Source organism: Streptosporangium roseum DSM 43021 (assembly GCF_000024865.1).
GTDB lineage: Bacteria > Actinomycetota > Actinomycetes > Streptosporangiales > Streptosporangiaceae > Streptosporangium > Streptosporangium roseum.
In genome coordinates, this window is record NC_013595.1 from 9,338,052 (window position 1) to 9,364,680 (window position 26,629).

The 26,629-nt window shown below is 71.6% G+C and carries 20 protein-coding genes; 7 read left to right on the plus strand and 13 right to left on the minus strand.

Annotation, left to right across the window (positions count from 1 at the left end; all coding sequences use genetic code 11):
• The first annotated feature begins 103 nt into the window (after window positions 1–103).
• Genes SROS_RS40870 through SROS_RS40880 form a run of 3 tightly spaced genes read left to right on the plus strand, consistent with a single transcriptional unit; the run spans window position 104 to window position 3,555 of the window.
• Window positions 104–889, plus strand: a complete 786-nt coding sequence (locus SROS_RS40870) for a hypothetical protein (RefSeq protein ID WP_012894836.1) — start codon at window positions 104–106, stop codon at window positions 887–889.
• Between the two features lie 9 nt (window positions 890–898).
• On the plus strand, window positions 899–2,791 hold the full coding sequence (locus tag SROS_RS40875) for a fumarate reductase/succinate dehydrogenase flavoprotein subunit (RefSeq protein WP_012894837.1): 1,893 nt from the start codon (window positions 899–901) through the stop codon (window positions 2,789–2,791).
• Window positions 2,792–2,793: 2 nt separating this feature from the next.
• Entirely contained in the window at window positions 2,794–3,555 is a 762-nt protein-coding gene (locus SROS_RS40880) for a succinate dehydrogenase/fumarate reductase iron-sulfur subunit (RefSeq protein ID WP_012894838.1), read from the plus strand.
• 237 nt (window positions 3,556–3,792) lie between these two features.
• Here the strand turns inward: SROS_RS40880 and SROS_RS40885 are convergent, their stop codons facing one another.
• The 11 genes from SROS_RS40885 to ychF form a co-directional block, all read right to left on the minus strand.
• On the minus strand, window positions 3,793–5,379 hold the full coding sequence (locus SROS_RS40885) for a hypothetical protein (RefSeq protein ID WP_012894839.1): 1,587 nt from the start codon (window positions 5,377–5,379) through the stop codon (window positions 3,793–3,795).
• 78 nt (window positions 5,380–5,457) lie between these two features.
• Complete coding sequence (locus SROS_RS46665; protein WP_148269373.1) at window positions 5,458–7,110, minus strand: hypothetical protein; 1,653 nt, start codon at window positions 7,108–7,110, stop codon at window positions 5,458–5,460.
• A 77-nt stretch (window positions 7,111–7,187) separates the two neighbouring features.
• Window positions 7,188–7,580 carry a (deoxy)nucleoside triphosphate pyrophosphohydrolase gene (locus SROS_RS40900; RefSeq protein ID WP_012894841.1) on the minus strand — a complete coding sequence of 131 codons (393 nt, stop codon included), beginning with the start codon at window positions 7,578–7,580 and terminating at the stop codon, window positions 7,188–7,190.
• Window positions 7,581–7,594: 14 nt separating this feature from the next.
• Window positions 7,595–8,683, minus strand: a complete 1,089-nt coding sequence (locus SROS_RS40905) for a C40 family peptidase (protein ID WP_012894842.1) — start codon at window positions 8,681–8,683, stop codon at window positions 7,595–7,597.
• Between the two features lie 40 nt (window positions 8,684–8,723).
• A complete protein-coding gene (locus SROS_RS40910) occupies window positions 8,724–9,395 on the minus strand; it encodes a hypothetical protein (protein WP_012894843.1) in 672 nt (223 codons plus the stop codon).
• A 2-nt stretch (window positions 9,396–9,397) separates the two neighbouring features.
• Window positions 9,398–11,836: a type IV secretion system protein gene (locus SROS_RS40915; protein ID WP_012894844.1), complete on the minus strand. Its 2,439-nt coding sequence runs from the start codon at window positions 11,834–11,836 to the stop codon at window positions 9,398–9,400.
• Window positions 11,833–14,325 (minus strand): ATP-binding protein, encoded by a 2,493-nt coding sequence (locus SROS_RS40920; protein WP_012894845.1) that lies wholly within the window; start codon window positions 14,323–14,325, stop codon window positions 11,833–11,835. The genes SROS_RS40915 and SROS_RS40920 overlap by 4 nt, the downstream gene beginning before the upstream one ends.
• A 117-nt stretch (window positions 14,326–14,442) precedes the next feature.
• Complete coding sequence (locus tag SROS_RS40925; RefSeq protein ID WP_012894846.1) at window positions 14,443–17,349, minus strand: TcpE family conjugal transfer membrane protein; 2,907 nt, start codon at window positions 17,347–17,349, stop codon at window positions 14,443–14,445.
• A 46-nt stretch (window positions 17,350–17,395) separates the two neighbouring features.
• Window positions 17,396–17,656, minus strand: a complete 261-nt coding sequence (locus SROS_RS40930; protein ID WP_148269836.1) for a hypothetical protein — start codon at window positions 17,654–17,656, stop codon at window positions 17,396–17,398.
• 166 nt (window positions 17,657–17,822) lie between these two features.
• Window positions 17,823–18,572 carry a conjugal transfer protein gene (locus SROS_RS40935; protein WP_245564460.1) on the minus strand — a complete coding sequence of 250 codons (750 nt, stop codon included), beginning with the start codon at window positions 18,570–18,572 and terminating at the stop codon, window positions 17,823–17,825.
• A gap of 660 nt (window positions 18,573–19,232) precedes the next feature.
• Complete coding sequence (gene ychF / locus SROS_RS40940; protein WP_012894849.1) at window positions 19,233–20,321, minus strand: redox-regulated ATPase YchF; 1,089 nt, start codon at window positions 20,319–20,321, stop codon at window positions 19,233–19,235.
• Window positions 20,322–20,630: 309 nt separating this feature from the next.
• On the opposite strand from ychF, the gene SROS_RS40945 reads away from it, so the two are divergent.
• Both SROS_RS40945 and SROS_RS40950 read left to right on the plus strand, forming a co-directional pair.
• Window positions 20,631–21,935, plus strand: a complete 1,305-nt coding sequence (locus SROS_RS40945) for a DNA recombination protein RmuC (RefSeq protein WP_012894851.1) — start codon at window positions 20,631–20,633, stop codon at window positions 21,933–21,935.
• A gap of 134 nt (window positions 21,936–22,069) precedes the next feature.
• On the plus strand, window positions 22,070–22,594 hold the full coding sequence (locus tag SROS_RS40950) for a DUF6542 domain-containing protein (RefSeq protein ID WP_012894852.1): 525 nt from the start codon (window positions 22,070–22,072) through the stop codon (window positions 22,592–22,594).
• A 67-nt stretch (window positions 22,595–22,661) separates the two neighbouring features.
• Here the strand turns inward: SROS_RS40950 and SROS_RS40955 are convergent, their stop codons facing one another.
• Window positions 22,662–23,630, minus strand: a complete 969-nt coding sequence (locus tag SROS_RS40955; RefSeq protein WP_012894853.1) for a 4-hydroxy-3-methylbut-2-enyl diphosphate reductase — start codon at window positions 23,628–23,630, stop codon at window positions 22,662–22,664.
• Between the two features lie 109 nt (window positions 23,631–23,739).
• On the opposite strand from SROS_RS40955, the gene SROS_RS46670 reads away from it, so the two are divergent.
• Window positions 23,740–24,900 carry a hypothetical protein gene (locus tag SROS_RS46670; protein WP_012894854.1) on the plus strand — a complete coding sequence of 387 codons (1,161 nt, stop codon included), beginning with the start codon at window positions 23,740–23,742 and terminating at the stop codon, window positions 24,898–24,900.
• A gap of 27 nt (window positions 24,901–24,927) precedes the next feature.
• Window positions 24,928–26,136, plus strand: a complete 1,209-nt coding sequence (gene xseA / locus SROS_RS40965; RefSeq protein ID WP_012894855.1) for an exodeoxyribonuclease VII large subunit — start codon at window positions 24,928–24,930, stop codon at window positions 26,134–26,136.
• Here xseA and SROS_RS40970 read toward each other — a convergent pair.
• Entirely contained in the window at window positions 26,114–26,590 is a 477-nt protein-coding gene (locus tag SROS_RS40970) for a GNAT family N-acetyltransferase (RefSeq protein ID WP_012894856.1), read from the minus strand. The two genes, xseA and SROS_RS40970, sit on opposite strands and share 23 nt — an antisense overlap.
• Window positions 26,591–26,629 lie beyond the last annotated feature (39 nt).

Genomic DNA, 26,629 nt, shown 5'->3' on the forward strand with positions numbered 1-26,629 from the left:
GCGCGCACGTGTGAGCCGGCGCGACCATGGCCCAGCGCGCGGCACAACTGAAACGACCCGGACCCTTGGCGAGCGGGGTCCGTGGGAGGTGGAGAGGTCACCGATGACCCAGACAACGGCCGACAGCCCGGCCAGAAGACAGCGTGCGCAGATCAAGGAGCGCACCCTGCGTACCGACCAGTGGTGGCGCTATCCACTGATCACCTTCATCATCTTCACTGCGTTCCTCGTCTACGCCACGTGGGCGATCTTCGACACGGACTACTTCGTGTCCCCGTATCACGCTCCGTTCGCGTCCCCGTGCCTGGCGACCAGCTGCCCGCCGGAGTCGCGCCTGTTCGGCTTCGCGCCCTTCGGCGACTGGTACACCCTGCCTCCGGGCCTGCTCATCCTGGGCCTGCCCGCCGGCTTCCGCTTCACCTGCTACTACTACCGCAAGGCCTACTACCGGGGCTTCTGGCTGTCGCCCCCGGCGTGCGGGGTGAACGAGCCGCACAGCAAGTACACCGGTGAGTCCCGCTTCCCGCTGATCCTGCAGAACGTCCACCGCTACTTCTTCTACGCGGCGATCGTGGTCGGCCTGGTCCTCGCCATCGACGCGGTGAAGGCCCTCATCGGCAACCCGACGGGGCTCGGGACGTGGATCCTCATCGCCAACGCCGTACTGATCAACCTGTACACGCTGTCGTGCCACTCCTGCCGTCACATCACGGCCGGGCGGCTGAACCACTTCTCCAAGCACCCCGTCCGCTACAGGGCGTGGGGCTTCGTCTCCAAACTCAACGCCAAGCACCAGGAGCTGGCGCTGATCTCGATGTTCTCGGTGATGGGCGCCGACCTCTACGTCCGGCTGGTCGCCAAGGGCATCATCAACTTCCCGTTCGCATAAGGATCTGCTGTGGAAATCGAGCGTCACGAATACGACGTCGTCGTCATCGGCGCCGGCGGAGCAGGACTGCGGGCGGCCATCGAAGCCCGCCAGCAGGGCAAGCGGACGGCGATCGTCTGCAAGTCGCTGTTCGGCAAGGCACACACGGTCATGGCCGAGGGCGGCGCGGCCGCGGCCATGGGCAACGTCAACAGTGCCGACAACTGGATGGTGCACTTCCGTGACACCATGCGCGGCGGCAAGTTCCTCAACAACTGGCGGATGGCCGAGCTGCACGCCAAGGAGGCGCCGGACCGGGTCTGGGAGCTGGAGGCGTGGGGTGCGCTGTTCGACCGCACCAAGGACGGCAAGATCAGCCAGCGCAACTTCGGCGGGCACGAATATCCCCGGCTCGCCCACGTCGGCGACCGTACCGGCCTGGAGCTGATCCGCACCCTGCAGCAGCGCGTGGTCGCGCTCCAGCAGGAGGACGAGAAGCTGCACGGCGACGCCGAGGCCTACATCAAGGTCTTCCAGGAATGTACGGTGACCCGCCTGCTCAAGGACGGGGACGCGATCTCCGGCGCCTTCGGCTACTGGCGGGAGAACGGCAAGCTCATCCTGTTCGACACCCCCGCGGTCGTGCTGGCCACGGGCGGCATCGGCAAGTCCTACGTGGTGACCTCCAACTCCTGGGAGTACACCGGGGACGGCCACGCGCTGGCGCTGCTGGCCGGGGCGAAGCTGATCAACATGGAGTTCATCCAGTTCCACCCCACCGGGATGGTCTGGCCGCCGTCGGTCCGCGGCATCCTCGTCACCGAGTCCGTCCGCGGTGACGGCGGGGTGCTGAAGAACTCCGACGGCAAGCGCTTCATGTTCGACTACATCCCCGAGGTGTTCAAGGACAAGTACGCCACCACCGAGGAGGAGGGCGACCGCTGGTACACCGACCAGGCCAACAACCGCCGTCCCCCGGAGCTGCTCCCCCGTGACGAGGTGGCGCGGGCCATCAACTCCGAGGTGAAGGCCGGCCGCGGATCCCCGCAGGGCGGCGTCTACCTCGACGTCTCCAGCCGGCTGCCGGCCGCCGAGATCGTCAGGCGGCTGCCGTCGATGCACCACCAGTTCAAGGAGCTGGCCGACGTCGACATCACCAAGGAGCCCATGCAGGTCGGCCCGACCTGCCACTACATCATGGGCGGCGTGGAGGTGGACGCCGACACCGGCGCTGCGGACGTCCCCGGGCTGTTCGCGGCCGGCGAGGTCTCCGGCGGCATGCACGGCTCCAACCGGCTGGGCGGCAACTCGCTGTCGGACCTGCTGGTGTTCGGCCGCCGCGCGGGCGCCGGAGCGGCCGCGTACGTGGACGGGCTCGCGGCCCGCCCGAAGGTCTCCCCGGATTCGGTGGACACCGCGAAGGCGGAGGCACTCGCCCCGCTGGAGCGCGCCGGCGAGAACCCCTACGAGGTCCACCACGAGCTGCAGCGGACGATGAACGAGCTGGTCGGCATCATCCGCAAGGCCGAGGAGGTCACCGAGGCCCTGGAGGCGGTGGGCAAGCTGAAGGAGCGGGCCCGGGGGGTCGGCGCGGTCGGCAGCCGGATCTACAACCCCGGCTGGCACCTCTCCCTCGACCTGCGCAACATGCTCCTGGTCTCCGAGTGCGTGGCCAAGGCGGCCCTGCTCCGCCAGGAGAGCCGCGGCGGTCACACCCGCGACGACTTCCCGGGCATGTCGTCCGAGTGGCGCCGCAAGATCCTGCTCTGCGGGCTCTCCCCCGACGGCTCAGGCGTGACCGTCGAGGAGAAGGTCCAGCCCGCCATGCGCGAGGACCTGATCAAGCTGTTCGACCGGGACGAGCTGAAGAAGTACATCACCGAGGATGAGCTGGCCGACTTCGACGCGTTGGTCAAGGAGTAGCCATGAGTTACAAGGCGAAGTTCCGCGTGTGGCGGGGCGAGGGCGGCGAGGGCAAGCTTGAGGACTTCACCGTCGAGGTGAACGAGGGCGAGGTCGTCCTCGACATCATCCACAGGCTCCAGGCCACGCAGGCTCCCGACCTCGCGGTCCGCTGGAACTGCAAGGCAGGCAAGTGCGGCTCCTGTTCCATGGAGATCAACGGCAGGCCCAAGCTCGGCTGCATGACCCGGATGTCCACCTTCACGGAGGACGAGACGATCACCGTGACGCCCATGCGGACGTTCCCGGTGATCAAGGACCTGGTCACGGACGTGTCGTTCAACTACCAGAAGGCCCGGGAGATCCCCTCCTTCACCCCGCCGGCGGACGTGAAGCCCGGCGAGTACCGCATGCAGCAGATCGACGTCGAGCGGTCCCAGGAGTTCCGCAAGTGCATCGAGTGCTTCATGTGCAACAACGTCTGCCACGTGATCCGTGACCACGAGGAGAACAAGACCAACTTCGCCGGCCCGCGCTTCCTCATGCGGATCGCCGAGCTGGACATGCACCCCTACGACGTGGCCGATCGCAAGGACTCCGCCCAGGAGGAGCACGGCCTGGGCTACTGCAACATCACCAAGTGCTGCACCGAGGTCTGCCCCGAGCACATCAAGATCACCGACAACGCGTTGATCCCGATGAAGGAACGCGTGGTCGACCGCAAGTACGACCCGCTGGTCTGGCTCGGCAGCAAGATCTTCAAGCGCTCCGGCTCGAAGAGCTGACCCCCCTCGGCAGCGCCGGCCCGCCTCCCCGCGGCCGGCGCTGCCGCGTCTCCGCGACGCCCTCCGGCCATCGCGTGACAGGCGGTCCGAACGGCCCGCGACGCGGGTCGACGACTTCGGCGCCCGTTTCCCGGCGGAGGCGGACGACCTCGCCGCTCCGTGCCGCCGGCACCTCTCCCCATCGGGACACGGTCGCCACCGCCCGTACGGCGGCGGCTCCGGATCCGCTCCCGGCGGCTACTTGGGACGGCGGAAGAGGCCGCGCCTCTTCTTGCCGGTGTCCTGGCCTGGGAGAGGGTAGACCGCCGTGCTGGTGGGCTCGGAGGGCGGCGGGCCGATGAGGGGGTCCTGGCCGGGGCCACCGGCGTGCGGCGGCTCCAGCGGGAACGGCGCGCCGGGGAACTCGCCCGGCCCCTGCGGAACGGGACCGTCCTGGAAGTCACGCCCCGGCGGGAACTGCGGGCCGGGACCGTACAGGGGCTGCGGCCCGTCCTGACGGCCGGAGCCCTGCGGGAACTGCGGGCCGGGACCGTACGGGGGCTGCGGCCCGTCCTGGCGGGGGGACTCGGGGTCGTACGGGAACGGCGCGCCTTCCGAGGGGAGGGCCCCACCGTGTGACCCGGGGCTCTCGAGGAGGGAGCCTTCCGGCCCGCCGGACTGCGGGTGGTCACGGAACTGCTCCGGCGCAGGGGGGAACGGCTCCTGGGCGTGGCCGCGGACATGCGCCGGCTCCTGCGGGAACGGCGCGCCGGGGAACTCGCCCGGCCCCTGCGGGCCGCCGTACGGCTGGGCACCCCGGTCCTGGAACGCGGCCGGCGCGGCGTCCGGGCCCGCCTGCATGTAGGGCGCCTGCCCGTACTGCTGCTCCACGTAACCGGCGGGCGGCTGCTCGTAGCCCGGCTGGGGCAGGTAGGCCGTCGGCTGCTCGTACGACTGGGGATACTGCTCCGGCGCGTAGCCCTCCGGGTAGACCGGGGCGTACATCTGCATGGGGACGAAGCTGATTATCGGGGCGTAAGCCGCACCGCCCTGGTAGGCGCCGTGCGGGAAACCCGGTGCGGGACCGTAGCCGGGGCCGGCGGGGTAGCCCATCGTGCTCATGACGTCGCCGCGCTGGTGCCCCAGGGCGCGGGGGCCGGCGCGGCGGATCGCCGCGGCGTGGGCCAGGCGGCGCAGCCTGCCTTCGAAGATCAGCACGGCGAACAGGACCAGGAGCACGAGGATCAGCGCCGGGATGGCGAGCTGGCCGCTCAGGGTGGCCCCGTCGAACTCCGAGCCGGCGTTGCGGATCTCGTAGGGCACCGCGGCGGGCGCGGTGTCCTCGAACGTCGGGCTGACGGTCGGCTCGGCCGAGGCCGTGGGTAGCGCCGGGCTCTGCTCGGTGGTGGGGAATTGCGGTTCCGTCGCCTCCTCGGGCTCCGACGTCGGCGACGTGGCGACGACGGGAGGCGGCACGACGGGGTCGGACGTCGGGACCGGCGGGGCGGTCGTCTCCGGCGGGGCCGTGGTCTTGGGGGGCTTAGGCGCCTTCGTCGTCGGGGGGACGGTGACCGTGGTCACCGTCTTCTGCGGCGCCGGAGTGGTCGCCGTCTCCTCGGGGTCGTCGGTGACCGTGACGGTGACGACCGGCGTGGGCTCCTCGCACGGAGCCCCGGGGTCGACGTCACAACCGGGGATCTCGGAGGGGTTGGCGACGATCAGCCGGACTGCCGCGCCCGCGGGGGTGGAGGCGGTGAGCGGCGCGGTGGCGAGCAGCACCACCCCGCTCAGTCCCAGGGACATGACAACGGCGGAGACGGCCGCCGTACGCCGTGATCGCGTCACCGGTGCCCTCCGCGGATTTCCCATACAGAACGAGTCAAGGAAAATACTAGTTGGGCAAAAGTAACAGCAAAGTGCTTTTTACAACACGGATCGCGTTTCACGGCGACGCTGGACCCTCATCTGCAGCCAGAGCAGCCCCAGCAGGACCCCCAGCGCGACTCCCACTACCGGGATCCCCCGCATTCCAGTCAGGATCGGACCCGACTCGGCGATCGGCCTGACCTCCTGGCTCGGCCCGTCGAGGTCCTGGGGCAACGGCGCGCCCAGCGGCTGCGAGTCCGCCATGACCGACGACGGCGGAGCGACCGGCGCGGGCGCGGCCAGCGGCATCCGGAGGTTGGGGTCGTTCCACACCTGCGGGATCGGCCCGGGTGGCTGCGGCATCGGCGCCGCCATCTGCGGCACCTCTCCCGTCAGAGGGGGCATCTGCCCGGCCTCTGCCAGCTCCTGCGAGAGCGAGGACGTCGTACGCGCCCCGGCGTCCACCTGCTCGCGCCCGGCCCGCCGCGCCTGGGTCGCCCCCTTCGGCCAGGCCGGCCCCTCGGCCGTCATCGGCTCCAGCGGCCCCCCGCCGCCCTGCCCCATCCCGGCGGCCGCACCGCCGCCGTCCTGCTCCGCCGGGCCGGAGGGCCCGGCGCTCGGATCGGCGCTCTCCGGGGCGCCGGAGGCCTCCGGCGCCACCTGCTCGGCCCCGGGGTCCTCGTAGACCGAGGCGCTCCCCTGGGGCGTCTCGGGCTCCTCCAGGATCATCGGAGCCCCCTCCCCCTCACGGCGGTCCTTCGGGCGCGGATCCGGCGGCACGGCCCGCGCCCCCGGCTCCCCCACGATCCGCGGCGCCCCGAGCGCCGGCGGGTTCAGCGGCGCGGCCGGCGCCGGCCGGACCTGAAGGGCGTCCGGCGGTTCCCCGGGACCGTGCGGCGTCACGGAAGCGTGTGGTTCCACGGAAGCGCGCGGCGTCACGGAAGCGCGCGGATCCACGGAAGCGCGCGGCGTCACGGAAGCGCGCGGATCCACGGAAGCGTGCGGCGTCGCGGGACCGGGCGGCGTCGCGGACGGTGCGAGCGGACTGCCGGTGACCGCCGGGACGGCCTGCCCCGCGCCCGCCGCCGTATCCTCGGCGCGCCCCGGCGCCCCCGCGCCCTCCGCGGGGGATCCCGGAGGCCGGGGAGGCACGCCCGGCGCGGGCCGGGGCAGGACGGGGTCGGCCAGGTTGAGGACCTGGGCCGCCTTCACGATCTCGGCGGCCCTGGACTCCGGGTTCTCGACGGTGGTCCGGGCCGTGTGGGTGACCCACACGCCCTCGCGGTTGCGCATCCGGGCCACCGCGGTCAGCTCGATGTCCTCGGCCTCGTCCGGCATGGCGAGCAGCACGTCCACGGATCTGCGCGCGTTGACCTCTCCCAGGGAGCACAGCTGGGGACCGCCTCGGGCCAGCAGCTGGGGGTCGATCGCCTGCGGGCACTCGATGCCCCTGAGCGCCTCGGCGGGCGTGGTCTCGACCGCCAGCCGGGCGTCGGTGCCCGATCCCTCCAGCCACACCCGGAACCGGATCATGTCACCGGCGCGGACCCATCGCGACCAGGAGTTGAGCTCGTCGGCCTCCGCCGCCTCGGCGGGAAGCGCGGAGGGGTCGTCCGCCCCGGCCGCGTACACCGCCGGACCTCCCCCCAGAAGGAGCGCTCCCGTCCCCACGGCCGACACGACCCGGGCACGCTGCCACCATCCGGTCACCGCACTTCTCCGATCCCCCGATACGGACGCACGACAATGACACATCCAGTAACTGTTATGTCACAACACGTTACCGCTCAACCCTCGTCGAGCTGACCTTGTACGGCACGCACGATCGGCAGGTCGGCGGGCAGCCATCGCACGTCGTACAGCTCGTCCATGGGCAGCCAGCGCAGATCCAGGTGTTCCTTGGCCTCCGGCTCCCCTTCCACGATCTCCGCCAGCCAGACCCGGAGCACGTAACCGTCGGTCAGCGGCCAGTCGCCGCCGACCTGCTCCCCGGCCTCGACCAGGACGCCGAGCTCCTCCTGGCACTCCCGGATCAGCGCCGTGTGATCGTCCTCCCCCGGATCGACCTTTCCACCGGGTAACTCCCAGCCACCGGCGAGCTCAGGTGGCTCGGCGCGCTGGGCGGCAAGCAGTCTGCCGCTGCCGTCGACGATCGCGGCTCCCACAACGACCTTGTCCATGGCACCCGATTGTGTCAGCCCTGCTCCCTTAATTTGAGCTGCGCGAGGACATCGGGGTTTCGCAACGGCCGGGTGAACCCCACGATGCCGGTCCGGTCGCGGTAGGTGGTGACCTTGATCGGCCCGCACAGGCGGCACCTCGCCTCGACCATCTTGCCCGGTGAGACCACCATGCCCACGTGCCCGGGATTGTCGGCCCCGGTGCCCGGCCCCGAGTTGAAGAAGACCAGATCCCCTGCCTGCTCGTCACCCGGCGCGATCTTCACGCCGAAGGGCCACTGGCCGAAGGTCGTGCGCGGGATGCTCAGGCCCACGCTCCGGTAGGCCATGTAGATGATCCCGGAACAGTCGAAGGCGTCCGGCCCGGTGCCGCCCCACAGGTACGGCTTGCCGCGCTGGGCCAGCGCGTACTCCAGGATCCCGGCCACCGTGCCGCTCGGCGCCGCCTCCACCAGGGGCTCGTCGCAGGCCGCCTCCGCCTCCGGAGGGACGCTGACCGCGCCGTCCTCGGCGTACTTCCCGGCGATCTCCATGACCTGGTCCACGTACCACCAGGCCCGGTTGTAGACGAACAGCGACCGCCGTACGTCCTCCGGCGCGCCGTTGCGCTTGAGCATCTTCGCCGCGCCCAGGATCGCGTCCGCCGGGTTGTAGACGTCGGCCCAGCCGTCGTCGTCGCCGTCGGAGGCGTAGCCGTTGAACCGCGACGGGATCTTGATCTTCGCCTTGCCGCCCCAGGTGCTGATCAGGAACTGCATCGGCCCCGCGGCCCCGGCGTAGTTGGTGCCGCTGCGCACCCCGGGGAGCGTGGAGCGCCCGTGGTCGGTCTCCCGCTTGCCCACCCCGGCGAGCACGTTCCACTGCACGCCGATCTTCTCGCCGTGCTCGTGGTACAGCTTCAGGTATTCCGCCGGTATGTCCGACGCCGCGGTCTCGGACTGCGCGCTCACGGTCCTGGCCATGTCCTCGCAGTCGGGCATCCCGCCGCCGGTGAAGGACGGGAACGTGCTCACCATCAGCATCGGCGCCATGACCAGTGCGAGCAGGCAGAGCCCCGCGACGCCGAGGATCAGGGCGAGGTGCAGCTTCCTGTTGCCGGTCATCCGATCTCACCCGTCTGCGAGGACTGGTCGTCTTCTCCGGTCATCCGATCCGGCCCGTCTGCGAGGACTGGTCGTCTCCGTCCTGGCCGTCGTCCGCCGGTTGCAGATCGTGGACCCGCCAGTCGGCGCCCACCGCGATGAGCGTGACGGCGTAGTCCTCGGTCCGCTCCTTCGGCCCGCTCCTGGCGGTGACGCTCTGGGTGCCGGTGACCACGAACGTCACCGAGGCGCTCTGGACCTGCCGGATCTCCTTCACCCGCGCCGTGCCGACGGAGACGACCTCGTCGGCGCGGTTGGCCTCGACGCTGCCCGGCGAGGTGACCGTGCGCAGCAGCACGGCGGCGAACTCGGTCGTGGTGTAGCCGCTGAGCCGATCCCCGTAGTCCGCCGGGTCCTCGTCGTAGCTGAAGGTGCCGTACTCGGTGGTGAACCGCTGGGCGTAGTCGGCGGCGGCGGCCAGCTCCTGCTTGGTCATCGGCAGGTAGGAGTAGACGTCGAAGGGCGCGTTGCTGGCCGTCGCCGACGGCCGGGGCCGCTCGGCGCCCGCGGGCGCCTGCGACGCGGACACCGTACGGCTCGCGCCCACCGGGTCGGCCTGCGTCCCCCCCTTGTCGCCGGAGTCCGGCCACATGGTCAGGTAGATCCCGACCGCGGCCAGCATGATGACCAGCACCGCGAAGACGAACCCTCGGCGGCTGCCCCCTTCGACCATCGTCAGTCCTTGTCGGGGTTGGACGCGCGGAGCCAGAAGGGCGCGGCCTCATCCGCCTGCCTGCCCCGCTCGGACCGGCTGGGCAGCCAGAGCGGGGGTGCCTCGGACGACCTGTCCGGGCGCCCGCCGCCGTTGTTCCTCGATCCGCCGGAGGATCCGCCGAACAGGCTGCCGCCCGACCCCGAAGAGCCACGGGAGCCCCCGAAGATGCCGCCGCCGGAGCCGGAGGAGCTCCGGGAACCGCCGGATCCCGAAGAGCCGCGGGAACCGCCGCCCCCGCCACGCGAGCCCGACCCGGACCCGGAACCGCTCCGCGAGCCGGAGCCCGAGCCTCGGGAGCCGGAGTCCCAGCGCCGGGAACCGCCGCCGGAGCCGAAGACGCTCCCGCCCGACCGGCCGCCCCCCGACGGGGACGCCGGCCCCCCACCGGAGGAGGGGGCGGAGGACCTGCCGCCGGACGAGGGCGCCGGAGAGGATCCGCCCGCCGGAGACGAGCCTCCCTGCGGGGCCCAGCCGCCGGAGCGGCCGCTGAACCAGCCGCCCGCGCCGCCGCGGCCGGCACCGCCCGAACGGGTCGGGACGGTGCCGCCCGCCGTACCGCCTCCGGAGAGGTTGAGCGGCGGCGCCGCGCCGGCGCGCGCCGCGGTTACCGGCCGGCCGGTGCCCTTGCGCCGGCCGCCCGCCTGGGCGTCGGTGTCGAGTGGCGTGGGCTGCGCGCCGGCCGGGACCCGGGCGCCCGAGGGGGTGTTCCCGCCGGGGGCGCCCTCCTCCCCGCGGACCTTGCCCTGGGCGACCGCGGCGGCCGCCGTCGCGACGGAGGCGCCGCCGGCGAGCGCGGCCGCCTGCATCACGGGTTCCGCCTTGCGCATGCCCCAGCGGCCCATCCGGGCCGCCGCGACCGGTGGCAGCACGCCCGCCGCGCGCTGCAGGGTCGGCGCGGTGACCGCGTCGCCCAGCACGCGGGTGGCGATCGTGTGCCCGTCCATGGAGGCGAACAGGTGCTGGAACGGACGCCGGTAGAAGAAGACCGCGATCGTCAGCAGAGCCATGAACATGACCTGCATGCCCCACGGCATCGCCGTGGAGATGATCAGGGCGTAGCCGTACACCAGGACGCCCAGGACCAGTGTCAGCACCGCCTGTCTGAGCAGGGTGCCGACCAGCATCTCCACCCAGCGCATCGCGATGATCCGGCCGGACCCCGGATGCACGCCGATCAGCAGGAAGACCGGCGCGAGGATCAGCAACAGCAGGAAGCCGACCTTGAGCACCAGCAGGGAGACGGCCACCAGGAAGATCAGCAGTCCCGCGACCATCGCGGCCATCAGCGCGCCGATCGCGATGCCCAGCCGGTTTGTCCAATCCTTTCCCTGGAAGAGGAAGAAGATCGGCGTGTTCTCCAGCTTGTCGGCGATCTCGGCCTCATATTGTGCCTGGTGGGCGCTGGTGTTCGGGGTCTGCGTGGCCCGTTGCTCGGCCTCGTCGAGTGCCTGGACGCTCAGCAGCTTGGAGGCGTATGCCGTCACCGCCGGCGCCGCGGGGTCGGCGGTGCCGAACTCGCCCATCAGCCACGGCTTGCAGACCAGGGTGGACCAGAGCGCCTCGGCGTTCTGTTCGACCCCCGGGACGCCGGTCTGACCGTAACCACCGGACTTGACCTCGGGATTGGTGTCACCCTTGGCTGGAATGCAGGAGGTTCCGCCCGCGCCGGGCAGCCCGGAGAAGGCGGAGTTGACGACCTCGCTGGTCTTGTCGGTGACCAGCTTGCCCATGCCGGTGAAGTCGCCGGGGCGGCTGAAGAACCAGACCGCGACGGTGACCGCGAGGACCATCCAGATGACGCCCTCGGCCGTCGTGGTCGCCCGCTTGCGGATCAGGCCGTACCAGGCCAGCCAGATGGCCCCGAGGATCACGATCGGCCGCAGGAACGGCCAGTACATCGCGTTGGAGAGGCTGATCACGATGTCGTCGACGACATCCTTGATCGACTCCAGCGGGCCCTCGGTGGCCGCCGCCTGATAGGTGGTGATGGTCAGCCGGTCCAGCGCCTTGGCCCACGAGAAGATCGTGTTGGCCATCGTGTTGCCCATCACGGCCGCGACGTCGTCGCAGCCGAGCTGGTGGGTGTGCCAGAACTGGCCGCTCATGCCGTAGGTGGCGTAGTTGCCCTGCGTGGCAGGAGCCGGGGCGGGCGCCGGCGCGCCCGGCGTGGGCGCGGCCGGGGACGGCGGCTTGAGCAGGCCGTCCACGCCTGAACCGACGACCTCGGGAGCCAGGTCCGGCGAGAGGTCGCAGGGGGCGGCGGCGACGGCGGTGGGTGCGCCCGCCGGCGACAGCAGCGGGAGTGCGAGGAACGCGGTCAGCGCCACCAGCGCGATGGCGATCCGCTTGCCCAGTCGTCCCTTGCGGGAACTCTTCAGCCCCTTGCGGGAAACCTTCATGACCCTACCTCCAGCGCCGCGGCCCCCGGCCTACTGACTCTGTCGCCCCCGGAAAGATCATGCACGTTCTCGCCTGGTTTGTCGTGGGTCGGATTCGTATCGAGCCAGCGCACCAGCTCGTCGGAGATGAGGTCCACCCCGATACGGCCCGCACGACCGTCCAGATCCCGGAAGACGCACTCGCCGTTGCCCAGCGAGCGCAGGATCGCCTTGTGCTCCTCCGAGGGTTCCACCCCGAGCAGCGCCATCACGTGCTCCACCTCGACCCGCTCGGTGGACCGGAAGGCGAACACCGACGACAGGCAGTTCGTCACCTGCTCGTTCAGCAGGTCGCCGGCGTTCTGCGAGACCAGCACCAGGGCCGTGTTGCGGGAGCGGCCCATCCGGCTGACCTCGGGCACCAGCTTGGCGCCCTCCGGCGTGGAGGTGATCGCCCAGGCCTCGTCCAGGAAGATCGCCTTGGGGGTCCGCCGGTCCAGGCCGTTCATCAGCCCCCGGGCGAACTGGGCGACCAGGTAGAGCAGGGCCACCGACAGCCGCTGCTCGTAGGAGTAGTCGTCGCGCCCGGTGGAGGCGTCCGGAAGGGTCAGGCCGCCGAGGGTGAAGACCGTGGTCCACCCCTCGGTGTCGATCTGGTCGCCGCCGGAGGGGTCGAAGCAGAGCCGGGCGAGGTGCATCTCCGACATCGAGCGGAGCACGGCGCCCAGGTTCTTGGAGGCGGCGTCCTCGGTCTGCTCCAGGAAGTCGACGACCTTGCCCAGCGAGGGGTCCTCGCCGTTGGAGACCGCCGCGACCGCCTGGATCATCGCCGACTCGCGCTCCTCCGACATGCGCGGCAGCAGCAGCCGGAGGGTCTCGCTGGCCATCGTCTTCTTGGCCGCGATGTCGTCGCCGAACGAGAACGGGTCGAGCAGCCCCGGCGCGGCCGAGCCGAGCGGGATGACCCGCGCCTTCCTGCCCCGCCGCTGCAGCAGCTGGACCAGGGAGTCGGCGTCGCCCTTGGGGTCGATGACCGCGACCGTCACGCCGCGCAGCGCCATCTGGTAGATCATCAGCAGTGCCAGGGTGGTCTTGCCGCCGCCCGGCTCACCGGTGATCGCGATGGCCGTCGGCCGGTTGCGCGTGGCCGCCACCAGCGGGTCGAAGTGCACGATGCTCCGGGCCCGGCCCAGGGTCTCCCCGACGTACGGTCCCATCCAGCCGGCGTTGCCCTCGTCCGCCCGGTCACCCAGGTCCACCGTGGCGGTCGCCATGCCGCCCGCGATGGTGCGCAGCGGCTGCCGCTGGGCGTAGGCGTTGACCCGGACCCGCTCGCCCGGCAGCGCCTCGCAGAACAGGGAGAACTGGTCGCCGGTGGAGTTGACGATGTCGATGCCCATGTCGCGGTAGTGCTCCACGACCGCCTCGACCCGCTGCACGCAGATCTCCTCGGTCGGGGCGGAGACGATCAGCCGGTGCCAGCCGTACACGAACGGCAGGCGCTCCTTGGTGATGCCGTGTTCCAGCATCCGGGCCGCGTCGATCTGCTCGGCCAGCGCCAGCGGCGCCTCGGCGCCCGCCTCCCGGATGTGGATGTCCATGTCACGGGCGTGGGCGAGCTTGCGCGCCACGTCCTTGCTGGCCTTGACCGGCGAGATCAGCCGCATCCTCGAACTGATCTCCACCGGGAAGGGGAGCTGGTCGGCGAAGTGCATCCACGGCTCGCCGTCGGGGAAGGGCATCAGATCCGGGAACCGGGCGAAGGACAGGTACGCGACGTAGGAGTCGCCCTGCGGCTGCTCGATCCGGAGCAGCGACCTGCCGTTGTGGATCTGCCCCTCGACGAGGGACTCGATCTCGCCCTGTCCCCACCGCCGCTTGGGGCTGGCCGAGGGCGGCGGGTCGCCGAGGGAGCCTGTCGCGGCGTGCTGGAAGAGCCAGGCGATCTCGGTGGAGGTGGCGTGCCGGGCGTACAGGGCGCTCGCGGACAGGGCCCGGCCCAGCCGCTCCGCCTGCTCGGACCACTTGGCGATCTCCGCCTTGGGGACGTGGTCGTCCTCGAGGCCCAGGACCTTCTCGCTGCGCTGGTAGAAGCCGAAGAGCTGGGACAGGACGCCGGTGCCGAGCTGCCTGCCGCGCAGGCCGAGCCGTACGCCGAGGTAGACCTCCTTGCTCCAGAAGTCCTTCGCCCAGACGTGCCGGTACATCTCCTCCAGGTAGTCGCGCCAGCCGGGGCCCTCGTCGGAGGTGGCGTTCAGCGCCATCGCCCACTCGGCCGCGGGGTAGGTGCGGTGCGCCACCCGCAGGTGCACCTCGGCGTCCGGCATCCGGATCGCCGCCAGCGCGATCGTGATGTTGGTGGCCAGCGCCTCCCGCTCCTCGGGGGTGATGAACTCGTAGCTCACGGTCGGCAGCCGGAAGTAGGCCCAGACCGCCGAGTCGGTCAGCAGGATCCGGTCGTCGAAGTATCGGACGGCGAGCCGGTTGCGTGCCCGCGAGGCGCGGCTCACACGACCTCCCTCGCCGGCCGTGCGGCCGGGTTCCCGTGACCGGTGGCCCGCTCGTCGCGCCCGCTCACGCGCCCACCTCGTTACGCCCGTTCACCACGTCTCCTCGCGCCCGGGGGATCACTGGGCCAATTCCTCCTCGCTGGGTCGAACCGTCTGCGCCGCTCCGAAACCCGCCGCCACGACGCCGGCCAGCGCGAGATACGCCCGGCGGCCCGGCGCCCGCAGATGGGACGGCTCCACCCGCTCCGACCTGCCGGGCGCCAGCTCGTCCTCCCAGGGCACCCGCACGATCGCCCGGCACCGGCCCCGCGCGACCGCCTCGGCCTGCTCCACGTCGCCCATGCTCCGGCGGCTCACGCCGTTGACGACCATGATCGCGCGACGACGGAGGTCCGCGCAGCCGTGCCCGTCAAGCCACTCGTAGGTCATGGCCACCGCGTCCGGCCCGTCCTCACTGGCCGGGACGACCAGGACGAGCTGGTCGGCGTAGGGAAGCACCCGGGCGGCTAGTGCCGCCGCCGGGTCCATGACGATCAGCTTGTAGTGGCGGTCCAGCATGTCCATGGTCTGGCTGAGCCGCCGGTCGGAGAAGAGCGTGCGGTCGGTGAGCCGCTGCTCGGCGCCGGAGTCGCTGTCACCGGCGATGACTTCGAGGCCGGAGGCGCAGCGGCTGGTGTAGGCGCGCATGCCCAGGTAGCCGTGGACGTTGTCCAGCCCGGCCAGCAGGGAGCTCAGCGTCTCGGGCGATTCGCCCTGGATACGGCTGGACAGCGCGTGGATGCCGATGTTGGCGTCGACCGCGAGCACCCGGTCCTCGCGATACCGGGCGAGGGTGTGACCGAGCATGAGCGCCGTCGTGGTCTGCCCGGCGCCGCCGGTGCAGCCCAGCACCACCACCCGGCGGCTGCCGGCGAACACCGTCCTGGCCCGCGCCTCGTCGATCTCCGACCCGTCCGTACGGCCCGCGCCGCCCGGCCCGATGACCACCTGGGCCAGCCGCCGCCAGCCCCCCGAGGAGTCACGGCCGACGACCGACTCCACCCGGCGCACCCGGGCCTCGCCCTGGCCGGGCCTGGGCACCGGCACCGCGGGCACCACCGGGTCGGCCTTGGCCTCCGCCCCCGTGGGGACCGCCCGGATCGAGACACCCGCGGGCCGATCCTGCGGCCACGCCCTCTGCGTCTCGGCGAACTGCCCCGCCTGCGCCGGCTGCCCCTTGCGGTGCCGGGCCCACAGGCTCTCGTCCGCCTCGTCCGCCTTCACCTCCGGCTCGGCGGCACGCCGCCGGGACGGAGCGGGCCCGACGAACCGGGATCCGGCGGGGGACTGCTCGACTGATCCGCCGGATTCGGCGGGCTCGCCGGATCCGGCGGCGGCCGAGGACCGCTCGACGGCCGCGGGACGCTGCGGAAGCGGCACCACCGGCCCGGAGACGGCAGCGGGCCGCTCGACGGCCGCGGGACGGCGCTCGACGGGCGCGGGACGCTGCGGAAGCGGCACCACCGGCCCGGAGACGGCAGCGGGCCGCTCGACGGCCGCGGGACGGCGCTCGACGGGCGCGGGACGCTGCGGAAGCGGCACCACCGGCCCGGAGACGGCCTCAGGCCGCCCCGCCGACTCGCGACGCCCGGCAGCGGGCACGGAAGGCTCACCGGCCGCGAACCGCTCAGCCGCCGCGGACCGCCCGGCGGACTCACGACGCTCAGTAGCAGGCGCGGAAGGCTCACCGGATACGAGCCGCTCGGCGGACCCCTCGCGCTCAGCCGCCGCGGACCGCCCGGCGGAGTCACGACGCTCACCGGCGGGCGCGGAAGGCTCACCAGTCACGAGCCGCTCGGCGGACCCCTCGCGCTCGGCAGCGGGCACCCCGGACTCGGCGGACGCCTCGCGTTCGGCAGACGCCCCGGATTCGGCGGACGCCGCACGCTCGGCAGCAGACGCCCCGGATTCAGGAGACTCCGCGGATTCGGAGGACATCGCACGTTCCACGGGCACCTCGGACTGAGCCGGAGACGAGGACGCCGCGCTCGCCGGGGCCCTGCCCTGGTCGGCCTGGGCCGGAACGGCACGCTCGGCCTCGGCCGAGGCGGCGAGCCTGCGCAGCCGCCGCAACGCCTCGGTGCCGATCGGAGCGGCCGGGGCCTGCTCGGGCGGGGCGGCCGGGCCGGCGGGAGCCTGCCCGGCGGCAGGGGCCGGAGGAGCCGTAGGGGTCGGAGAGGGGTCGGCCGGCGCCTTGACCAGCGCGGAGGAGGCCGCGGGGGGCGGGGCGAGGGAGACCCGCTCGACCGGCACCGCGGAGGCGGAGGTCGCGCGCACCGCGGAGGCGGGGGGCGCGTGCGTCTGGGAGGCGGGGGTCTCACGCGTCTCGGAGGCGGGGGTCGCACGCGTCCGGGAAGCGGGGGTCGCGCGCGCGGTGGATGTGACGGCTCCGGGATCCTCGGCGGACACCGCCTGCCCGAGAGCCGGGGCGGTGCCCCGGCGAGGTGCCACGGCCGTACCCCAGGCGGTGCGTTCGCGGGTGACCGGAGCGGCTGCCGCGGCCGCCGCGGCGGCGGCCACCGCGGGGCGGACCTCGCGGGAGGAGGCGGCCGCGCGCTTCGACTGGGCGTGCCGGGCCTTGCGGGAGGCCTTGACCCGGACCGGCGCCGCCCGCTGGGGCGCGGCCTGCCAGACCCGGCCGGTCAGGCTGACCTCCGAAGGCTCGGCGGCGGGGGCCATCCGGCACCAGGTGCGCGGCTCACCCACGTAGCGGGCCTGTGACTGGAGCAGCTCGGTGAGCCTCTTGCTCTCGATCACCGGCCGGGTGGAGAGCCAGGTGACGATCCCCGGCGGCACCAGGTACACCACGTGCCAGGGCGCGTCGAAAGGCAGGCCTAGCAGGTAGAGCAGCAGTGACCAGGGCACCACCACACCCACGAACACACCGATCCAGACAATCGGAAGCGGCATCGGCAGCCGTAGGTCGTACAGCTTGTAGAGCCGCTTCTCAATCCGCCAGATATTGGTATACGTGGGCAGGTCCACACGCTCCTCCTTTCCGCCTCTCGTTCTTTGACCGCTACGCGCGGTCTCAACCCCCCGTGATGCCCAGCGCGCCCGCGATCGCCTTGGCCGTCACCTCGATGATGTTGGGCACGTAGAAGATCACTCCGATGGCCACGGCGAGGATGATGAACTGCACGAACCGGGTGATCTCGCGGGTGAAGAGGAAGAAGAGCGCGACGACGGAGACGACGACGAGGAAGAGCGGGGCGAAGAATTTGCGGAGGAAGTCGGCCAGGCCCTCGGTGTTGACACCCGCCGGAGGAGTGGTCGGCTGAGCGAGGTCCATCGCGCTCAGCAGGATGGTCTTCAGGATCACTTCTCGTCCTCCGTGCTCATGATCGCGCTCGCCGGGCGGCCACGTGCCCGCGACACGCATGCCCGGATCCGTCCACCGCCGACTCGCCGATCAGGGGGGGTCTGTTCACTGCGGTCCGACACCATTCGATCATGTGTTACCCCACAGACCGTTTCGCGCCTCGGATGTCCTTGACGAACCACTTGTCACCCTGTTTGACCACGGTGAGCAGGTAGGCCTGCTCCAGCTTCCCGCTCATGTCCCCGGGATCGGAGGGAGTGGGGTCGGCGGTGGGCGACGCGCCCGAGGGCACGCCCCACACGACCGTGGCGGTGACCTCGCGGGTGGCGCCGCCGACGAGGGGGACGTCGAGGTTCTTGAGCTCCACGAAGGTGAACGCGCCGCCGAACCCCTCCAGGGTGACCCCGGCGGCGGCGTAGCGCTGCAGGGAGGCGTTGTCGCTCGCGGCGTAGGCCTTGAAGAAGTCGGCCAGCGGGGTGCGGAGCTCGGTCTCAGCGGCCTCGTCGCTCTCCCCGGCGGGCACCGCGGGCAGGTTCGCCGGCGTCGGCGCGGGGAGGATCCCCGGTCGCCCGGAGACCACGAACCTGTCGGTCTCGCCGTCGTGGAAGACCGGCACGGACAGGAGCTGGCGGCGGCTGCCCGACTGGAACGCCAGGGTCACGACGGCGTTCGCCCTGTCGACGATCTCCGTGCCGTACGGCTGCACCGCTCCGGCGGCCATTCGGCCGAGCCCGTCCCAGCCGAACTGTGGCGGGGCGCCGTCGGGCAGATAGGGCGCGAGCCGCGCCGCCCTTTCCTGGGAACGGACGGCCTCGAAATTCAGATAGACGGCGGCGAACTGGCTGGCGAAAGAGGTCGCCCGGCTGACCGGGAATTCGCTGTCCACGGAAACGGGAGCGGACCCGCCTGCGGTGTTCGGCCGGGTGAAACGTTCAAAAGGTGCACGGACCCCGTTCACCACGACGACCACTATTAACGCCCAGAGCACCGCCCGGCCGGTCCACACCAGCCAGCGCCCGCCTCCGCCGGACCATCGGCCCCGGGCCGACGCGCCCCGCCCGCGCGCCGGAGCGCCGGTGAGATCGGGGTCGTAGGGCGCCTCCGGGTATGCCGACAGCTCAGGGTCGCCAGCGATCCGAGGATCACGCTGGACCGTTGCCCTTCGAGCCATCATGCCTCCGCTCGCGCCCATCCCCCGGTTGGCGCGGTGTCGTATTACTCCCGACCCCGTTAACCATGGTCAAGCACTTACTCTAACCGCCTCGCCGATTGTTCCAGGAAAGCCACGCCTATGCTGCAGGCATCCTCGCGACTGAGCAAACCCGGTCTGGAACCTGCCAGAACCCGTTACCTGCCCACATCGTCAAGAAAGCACGTTATGCCTGGTCGGCGGGTAACCCGATTACCCAAACGCCACGCATTGCTGTCCAAACGGCAGGGAGAGTATCGCGACCTGCGCATTCATCCGGAATACGTCACGCAGCGTCACCACATGCGAGAACGGGCCTGGTCCGAGGACCAGGCCCGTTCTCTCGCGGGTGAGACGTCAGACGTTGAAGCGGAACTCCACGACGTCGCCGTCGCGCATCACGTAGTCCTTGCCCTCGATCCGGGCCTTGCCCGCCTGGCGGGCGGCGGCGATGGAGCCCACCTCCACCAGCTCGTCGAAGGAGACGATCTCCGCCTTGATGAAACCGCGCTGGAAGTCGGTGTGGATGACCCCGGCCGCCTCGGGAGCCGTGGCGTTCTTGCGGATCGTCCAGGCCCGGGTCTCCTTGGGGCCGGCGGTCAGGTAGGTCTGCAGGCCGAGGGTCTCGAACCCGACCCGGGCGAGCTGCGACAGGCCGGACTCCTCCTGGCCGACGGACTGCAGCAGCTCCAGGGCCTCGTCGTCGGGGAGCTCGACGAGCTCGGACTCGATCTTGGCGTCCAGGAAGACGGCCTCGGCGGGCGCGACGATCGCCGCCAGCCGGGCCCGCAGGTCCTCGTCCGTCAGCTCGTCGGCGTCGAGGTTGAACGCGTAGAGGAACGGCTTGGCGGTCAGCAGGTGCAGCTCGCGGAGGTCGGCCACATCGATCCCGGCCCCCTTCGCTCCGGCGTACAGGGTGGTGCCGCCGTCGAGGAGCTTGACCGCGGCCTCGGCCGCCTCCAGCGTGGACCTGCGGTCCTTGTTGGTCCTGGACTCCTTCTGGAGGCGGGGGATCGCCTTCTCCAGGGTCTGCAGGTCGGCGAGGATCAGCTCGGTGTTGATCGTCTCGATGTCGCGCTCGGGGGCGACTCCGCCGTCCACGTGGGTCACGTCGGGGTCGTTGAAGACCCGGATGACCTGGCAGATGGCGTCGGTCTCGCGGATGTTGGCGAGGAACTGGTTACCCCGCCCCTGCCCCTCCGAGGCGCCGCGGACCAGTCCGGCGATGTCGACGAACTCGACCTTCGCGGGCAGGATCTTCGCGGAACCGAAGATCTCGGCCAGCTTCTCCAGACGCGGGTCGGGAACGCCGACGATGCCCACGTTGGGCTCGATGGTGGCGAACGGATAGTTCGCCGCCAGGGCGTTGGCGGTCTTCGTCAGCGCGTTGAAAAGCGTTGACTTGCCGACGTTGGGCAATCCGACGATGCCGATGCTCAGGCTCACGTCAGCCGAGTTTACGGCGAATCACCCAGTGCTACCCGCCGTGGACGGGTCACAGGCCGGTGGACATCGCGCTCACAGGCCCTCGGGCAGCAGTCCGCGCCCGCGTGGCAGCGCCCCCGCGCCCCGGTCCGGGCGGTCCTCGCCGTCCGGCCGCGGGCGGTGCACGGCCACCGGATCCCACCCTCCGTGCCCGCGTGAGGACTTCGCGTGAGGGGGTGGGACGGCGCGAACGGGACGCGGGGGCCGGGCCTGAAGGCGTGTCGGGAAGCCAGGAGCCGCCGGGCCTGCGATCATTCCGTGGTGGATGTCATGGCACTCGCTTTCCAGCTCGCCGTGGGACTCGCCGCGGGACTCGCGATCGGATTCCTGCTGGGCCGGGCGCGTGCCTCCTCGGGAGCGGCGGATGCCGGCGCCCGTCTGGCCGAGGCCGAGGCGCGGGCCAGAGTCGCCGAGGAGAAGGTCGCCTACGTCGAGGGACAGCTCGCCGAACGCTTCCAGGCCCTGTCCGCCCGCGCGCTCGACGTCAACAACCTGCGGTTCCTGGAGCTGGCCGAGACCCGGCTGGCCTCCAGCCGCGCCGAGGCCGCCGGGGAGCTGGAGCAGCGCAAGCAGGCCGTCGAGCACCTGATCGAGCCGTTGAAGGACACCCTGGCCCGCGTCGAGACGCAGCTGCGCGACACCCAGTCGGGCCAGCGGGCCGCCCACGCCGAGCTGGCCAAGCACATCGACATCGTCCGCGAGAGCAACGACCAGCTCCGCGTCCAGACGACCGCGCTGGTGCGCGCCCTGCAGCGTCCGGAGGCCAGGGGCCGGTGGGGGGAGCTCCAGCTCCGCAGGGTCGCCGAGATCGCCGGGATGCAGCGCTACTGCGACTTCGACGAGCAGGCGAGCGTCACCACCCCCGACGGCGCGCTCCGGCCCGACATGGTCGTACGGCTGGCCGGCGGCAAGAACATCGTGGTCGACTCCAAGGTCTCCCTGGCCGCCTACCTGGAGGCCGCCGAGTCCGGCGATCCCGACCACCAGTCGGCCCGGCTCGACTCCCACGCGCGGCATGTGCGCGAGCACGTGGACCGGCTCGCCTCCAAGGCCTACTGGCAGGCGTTCAGCCCGGCGCCGGAGTTCATGGTGCTGTTCATCCCGGGTGAGGCCTTCCTCGCCCCGGCCCTGGAGCGCGATCCCGCCCTGCTGGAGTACGCCATGCGGCGGCGGATCCACATCGCCACGCCCACCACGTTGATCACCATGCTCCGCACCGCGCAGTACGCCTGGCAGCAGGCCGCGCTCAGCGAGAACGCGCGGGCGGTCTTCGAGCTGGGCAAGGAACTCTACGAACGGCTGGGCACCATGGGACGGAACATGGAGACGATGGGCCGGTCGCTGGGCAGGGCGGTGGAGTCCTACAACCGGACGGTCGGCTCCCTGGAGACGCGGGTGCTGGTGAGCGCGCGCAGGCTGAACGACCTGGGGCTGGTCGACGCGGAGCTGGACACGCCCGCGACGGTCGAGGACCTGCCGCGCGCGCTGACCTCGCCCGAACTGCTGGAGGAAGAGGAGCCAAGCCCGCCTCTCGTCTCCCGCCTGAACGGTAAGTTGACGAACGACCTGTCCTAGAAGCTGTTCCCTGAAGACGCCGACGGCCGGACACTGGAGGCGGAGCGGAGAGGGCTGGCGATGAGGGGCCGAGGTCGAGGGGGACGACTGGTGGACGAGCGACGCGACGGGCAGGCGCTTGGCGGGGTGATCATGTGAGTGAGCAGAAGCGGAGCACCGGCATCCGGCTGACCGCCCGGGGTGCGATGGCGTCCGTGCTGGTGTTCACGCTGCTGGGCAGTCTTCTACAGGCTCTGCTCGGGCTGCCGGCGCTGATCGGCCTGATGTTCGTGGCCGGCTGCGGGGCCGCGGTCTCGCTGGTGAACCGGCGGGACCTGCTCTCGCTGGTGGTGTCCCCGCCGCTGGTCTTCTTCACGGCCACGCTGATCGCCGAGGCCGTCCGGGCGCTGGGCGCGGCCTCGCCGGTCCAGGCCCTCGGCCTGGGCATGCTGACCAAGCTGTCGGCCGGCGCGCCATGGCTGTTCGGCGGCTCGCTGCTGGTCCTGCTCGTCGCCTGGCGCCGCGGCCTGGCCCGGTGCGTCCGCGACCTGCGCGAGGAGCTGCGGGCCGCGGGCCCCGACATCCCCCGCCCGAGGAGCGGTGACAGCGTCGGCTACGCCCCCGAGCCCGAGGGCTACTTCGAGCCCAAGGTGTACGGCACGCCCCGCGAAGGCCAGTAGGGACCCGTACGGCGGCGCCGGTCACCGTACGGCGACGTCCGGCGCCGCCGTACGGGGAGGCGCCGGGTCAGACGGTGGCGCGCAGGTCCTTGCGGAGCTCGTGCGGGAGGGCGAAGCGGACGTTCTCCTCGATCGACTCGACCTCTTCGACGTCGGCGAAGCCGTGCGCGGCGAGGCGGGCCAGCACCTCGGAGACGAGCTCGTCGGGGACCGAAGCGCCGCTCGTCACGCCGACCGTGGTGACCCCGTCGAGCCACTCGTCCTTGATGAGCGAGGCGTCGTCGACCAGGTAGGAGGCGTCGGCCCCGTGGTCGACGGCGACCTCGACCAGTCGCTTGGAGTTGGAGGAGTTCTCCGAGCCGACGACGATGACGAGCTGGGCCTGGGCGGCGATCTCCTTCACCGCGACCTGGCGGTTCTGGGTGGCGTAGCAGATGTCGTCGCTCGGCGGATCGATGAGGTTCGGGAAGCGCTCCTTGAGGCGGGAGACCGTCTCGACCGTCTCGTCCACCGACAGCGTGGTCTGCGACAGCCACACCAGCCGGCTGGGGTCCTTCACCTGGACGGCGGCGACCGAGTCGAGGCCGTCGACGAGCTGGATGTGGTCGGGCGCCTCGCCCGCGGTGCCCTCGACCTCCTCGTGGCCCTCGTGGCCGATGAGCAGGATGTCGTAGTCCTGGGAGGCGAAGCGCTTGGCCTCGTTGTGCACCTTGGTCACCAGCGGGCAGGTGGCGTCGATGGTCCTGAGGCTGCGCCGGGCGGCCTCCTGGTGGACGACCGGGGAGACGCCGTGGGCGGAGAAGACCACGATGGCGCCCTCGGGAACCTCCTCGGTCTCCTCGACGAAGATCGCTCCACGCTCTTCCAGCGTCCTGACCACATGGGTGTTGTGGACGATCTGCTTACGGACGTAGATCGGCGCGCCGTACTGCTCCAGGGCCTTCTCCACGGCTTGGACCGCTCGATCGACCCCCGCGCAGTAGCCACGGGGCTTAGCCACAAGTACGCGTCGGGTCGCGGGGGTCTTTGAAGTCATGTTCTTATGCTACGTGGAGTGTCCGCTGGGCCGCCCACGCGTCCTATGACCTCATACGGCACAGTCTTGCGAGACTAGACGCCTAAAACAGACCTCCCAGGGAGACGACATGGCAGTCCCCGACATCGTCCGCAATGTCACCAGAAATGTCCGCGAGGCGCTTTCCAGCCGCGAGGGGTTCAAAGAGAAGGCGAAGGAGCTGCCGCTCTACGTGCTGCAGTCCGCGCTGAGCGGGGTCGGCCAGGCCCTGCTGATCGGCGACCGCATGCGGACCACGATCAAGCGCATCGCCGGGCAGGACGACGACACCGAGGAGACCCGCCCGAAGACCGCCGACGAGCCCGGCAAGGGCGAGAAGGCGGAGGAGAAGGTCGCCGAGAAGCCGGCCCGGCGCGCGCCGGTCATCTTCGCCCCGCGCCCGGAGAGCTCCTCCCCCAAGGAGGACAGGCCCGAGGCCAACGGCGCCAAGCCCCGCCCCGAGCCGGTCATCTTCGCCCCCGCCAAGCCGAAGGCCGCCACCGGACCCGCGTCCGAGCCCAAGCCCGCCGAGGCCGAGACGACCGAGACCAAGGCCGCTGAGACCAAGCAGGAGGCCGAGCCGGTCACGGCCGAGACCAAGCCTGCCGGGAGCGAGCCCGCCAAGGCCACCGAGCCGAAGCCCGCCGTAGCCGAGACGACCGAAGCCAAGGCCACCGAGACCAAGGCCGCTGAGATCAAGGCCGCCGAGGCCAAGACGACCGAGGCCACCGAAGCCAAGGCCACCGAGACCAAGCCCGCCGAGGCCAAGACGACCGAAGCCGAGGCCGCTGAGGCCGCCAAGCCGGAGACCGAGGCCGAGGCCGCCAAGCCCGAGCCCGCCGCGACCACGCCGGCCGGGAGCGAGCCCGCCAAGGCCGCGAGGACCACCGAGGCCACCGAGGCCACCGAGGCCACGGTCTCCGAGACCGAGATCCCCGCCCCTGCGGCCGTGCAGGTCGAGGTCACCGAGGTCAAGGTGGCCAAGCCCGAGACGGCTGACGCCGCGCTGGTCGAGGTCACGGAGACCAAGGTCGCCAAGCCGGCGGCCGCGCCGGTCGGGGCGGTCACCGTACCCGCCGAGCCGATGCCCGGTTACGGCCAGCTGACGGTCGCGTCCCTGCGCGCCCGGATGCGCGGCAAGACGGCCGGGCAGATCCGGGAGTTCCTCGCCTACGAGCGGGCCACCACCGCCCGCGCGGAGGTCGTTCGGATGTACGAGAACCGGCTGGCCAAGCTGGAGGCGGCGGAATAGCGGCAGCCGGCGCGTAGGCTCCCGACCATGAGCTCGAAGACCACCCCGGAACAGCCGCTCCCTGTCCGCACGGTGCTGCAGATGGTCGGCGGCTGGATCGGCAAGCTCGGCACCGTCTGGGTGGAGGGGCAGATCACCGAGCTGACCGCTCGCGGCGGCACGGTGTTCCTGACGTTGCGTGATCCCGTGGCCAACGTGTCCGCCCGGGTCACCTGCCCCCGTGGCGTCTACGAGGCGACCGTCCCCCGGCCGGTGGACGGCGCCCGGGTCGTCATGCATCTGAAGCCGGACTTCTGGGTCAACAAGGGCTCCTTCGCGTTCACCGCGCTGGAGATGCGGCCGGTCGGCGTCGGCGAGCTGCTGGCCCGGCTGGAACGGCTGCGCCAGGTGCTCGCCGCCGAGGGGCTGTTCGGAGTCGACCGCAAGCGGCGGCTGCCGTTCCTGCCCGGCACGATCGGGCTGATCTGCGGCCGTGACTCGGCCGCCGAGCGCGACGTGCTGGAGAACTCGCGGCGGCGCTGGCCCGCGGTGCGGTTCAAGGTCGAGCCGGTGGCCGTGCAGGGGCCGTACGCGGTCACCGAGGTCGGCGAGGCTCTGCGGAAGTTCGACGCGGACGGCGAGGTCGACGTCATCGTGATCGCGCGGGGCGGCGGGTCGATGGAGGACCTGCTGCCCTTCTCCGACGAGGCGCTGGTCCGGGCGGTGGCCGCGTGCCGGACGCCGGTGGTCAGCGCGATCGGCCACGAGCAGGACAACCCCCTGCTCGACCTGGTCGCCGACGTACGGGCCTCCACCCCCACGGACGCCGCCAAGAAGGTCGTGCCGGACGTCGGCGAGCAGCTCACGCTCATCCGCCAGCTCCGTGATCGGGGCCGGCGGGTGGCGGGCGGGTGGCTGGAGCGTGAGACCACCTGGCTGGCCGCGGTCCGCTCCCGCCCCTCGCTGGCCGACCCGGTCCGCGAGATCGAGCGCAGGGCCGAGCAGGCCGAGCAGCTCAGGGACCGGGCCAGGCGCTCGCTGACCGGCTCCCTGGACCGCGCTCAGGACTCCCTGGAGCACCTACGGGCCCGCCTGGTGTCCCTGTCCCCCGCCGCCACCCTGGAACGCGGCTACGCGATCGTGCAGCGCCCCACGGGCGACGTCGTACGGCGGGCGGGCGACGTCGCCCCCGGCGACGAGCTGACGATCCGGTTCCCCGACGACCGGGTGACGGTCAGGAGGGATCCCGCCAGGTGAGCGAGGGGTAGTGGTGGCCGTCGTCGACGAAGCCGAACTCGCGGTAGAGCGGCTCGCCGTCCGACGTGGCGTGCAGGTCCACGCGGTGGATCCTGCTGCCTCGATACCACTCCATGAGCCTGGCCATGATCGCGCGGCTGTGTCCCCGGCGCCGGTGGCCGGGGTCGGTGGTCATGCCCTGGATGTAGCCGTAGCGGCCGTCGGGGAGGCTGGGGCCGGGGAAGCGCTCGAAGATGAGGCCCATCCCGCAGGCGGCCAGCCTCCCGCTGGGGGCGTCCACCACGTAGACGGCCGTGTCGTCGCTGCCCAGCCGCTCCGCGAGGCTGTCGGCGTAGGCCTGGCGCCAGTCGCCGTCGACCGGATAGCTGCCGTCCTGGGCCATCCGGTCGGCCAGGATCTCGCGCAGACGGAGCAGCTCGGGGATGTCGTCGTGGGTCGCGGTGCGGACACTCATCCATGCAGTGTCCCAGGCCCGTGGTCTGGAGCGTTCCCC

Bases quoted from the DNA above. Each gene is read 5' to 3' on its own strand.
- SROS_RS40915 (WP_012894844.1), bottom strand. From the start codon at position 11,836: ATGAAGGTTTCCCGCAAGGGGCTGAAGAGTTCCCGCAAGGGACGACTG.
- SROS_RS40970 (WP_012894856.1), bottom strand. From the start codon at position 26,590: ATGAGTGTCCGCACCGCGACCCACGACGACATCCCCGAGCTGCTCCGT.
- SROS_RS40945 (WP_012894851.1), top strand. From the start codon at position 20,631: ATGGCACTCGCTTTCCAGCTCGCCGTGGGACTCGCCGCGGGACTCGCG.
- xseA (WP_012894855.1), top strand. From the start codon at position 24,928: ATGAGCTCGAAGACCACCCCGGAACAGCCGCTCCCTGTCCGCACGGTG.
- SROS_RS40880 (WP_012894838.1), top strand. From the start codon at position 2,794: ATGAGTTACAAGGCGAAGTTCCGCGTGTGGCGGGGCGAGGGCGGCGAG.
- SROS_RS40910 (WP_012894843.1), bottom strand. From the start codon at position 9,395: ATGGTCGAAGGGGGCAGCCGCCGAGGGTTCGTCTTCGCGGTGCTGGTC.
- SROS_RS46670 (WP_012894854.1), top strand. From the start codon at position 23,740: ATGGCAGTCCCCGACATCGTCCGCAATGTCACCAGAAATGTCCGCGAG.
- SROS_RS40930 (WP_148269836.1), bottom strand. From the start codon at position 17,656: ATGGACCTCGCTCAGCCGACCACTCCTCCGGCGGGTGTCAACACCGAG.
- SROS_RS40870 (WP_012894836.1), top strand. From the start codon at position 104: ATGACCCAGACAACGGCCGACAGCCCGGCCAGAAGACAGCGTGCGCAG.
- SROS_RS40900 (WP_012894841.1), bottom strand. From the start codon at position 7,580: ATGGACAAGGTCGTTGTGGGAGCCGCGATCGTCGACGGCAGCGGCAGA.
- SROS_RS40955 (WP_012894853.1), bottom strand. From the start codon at position 23,630: ATGACTTCAAAGACCCCCGCGACCCGACGCGTACTTGTGGCTAAGCCC.
- SROS_RS40905 (WP_012894842.1), bottom strand. From the start codon at position 8,683: ATGACCGGCAACAGGAAGCTGCACCTCGCCCTGATCCTCGGCGTCGCG.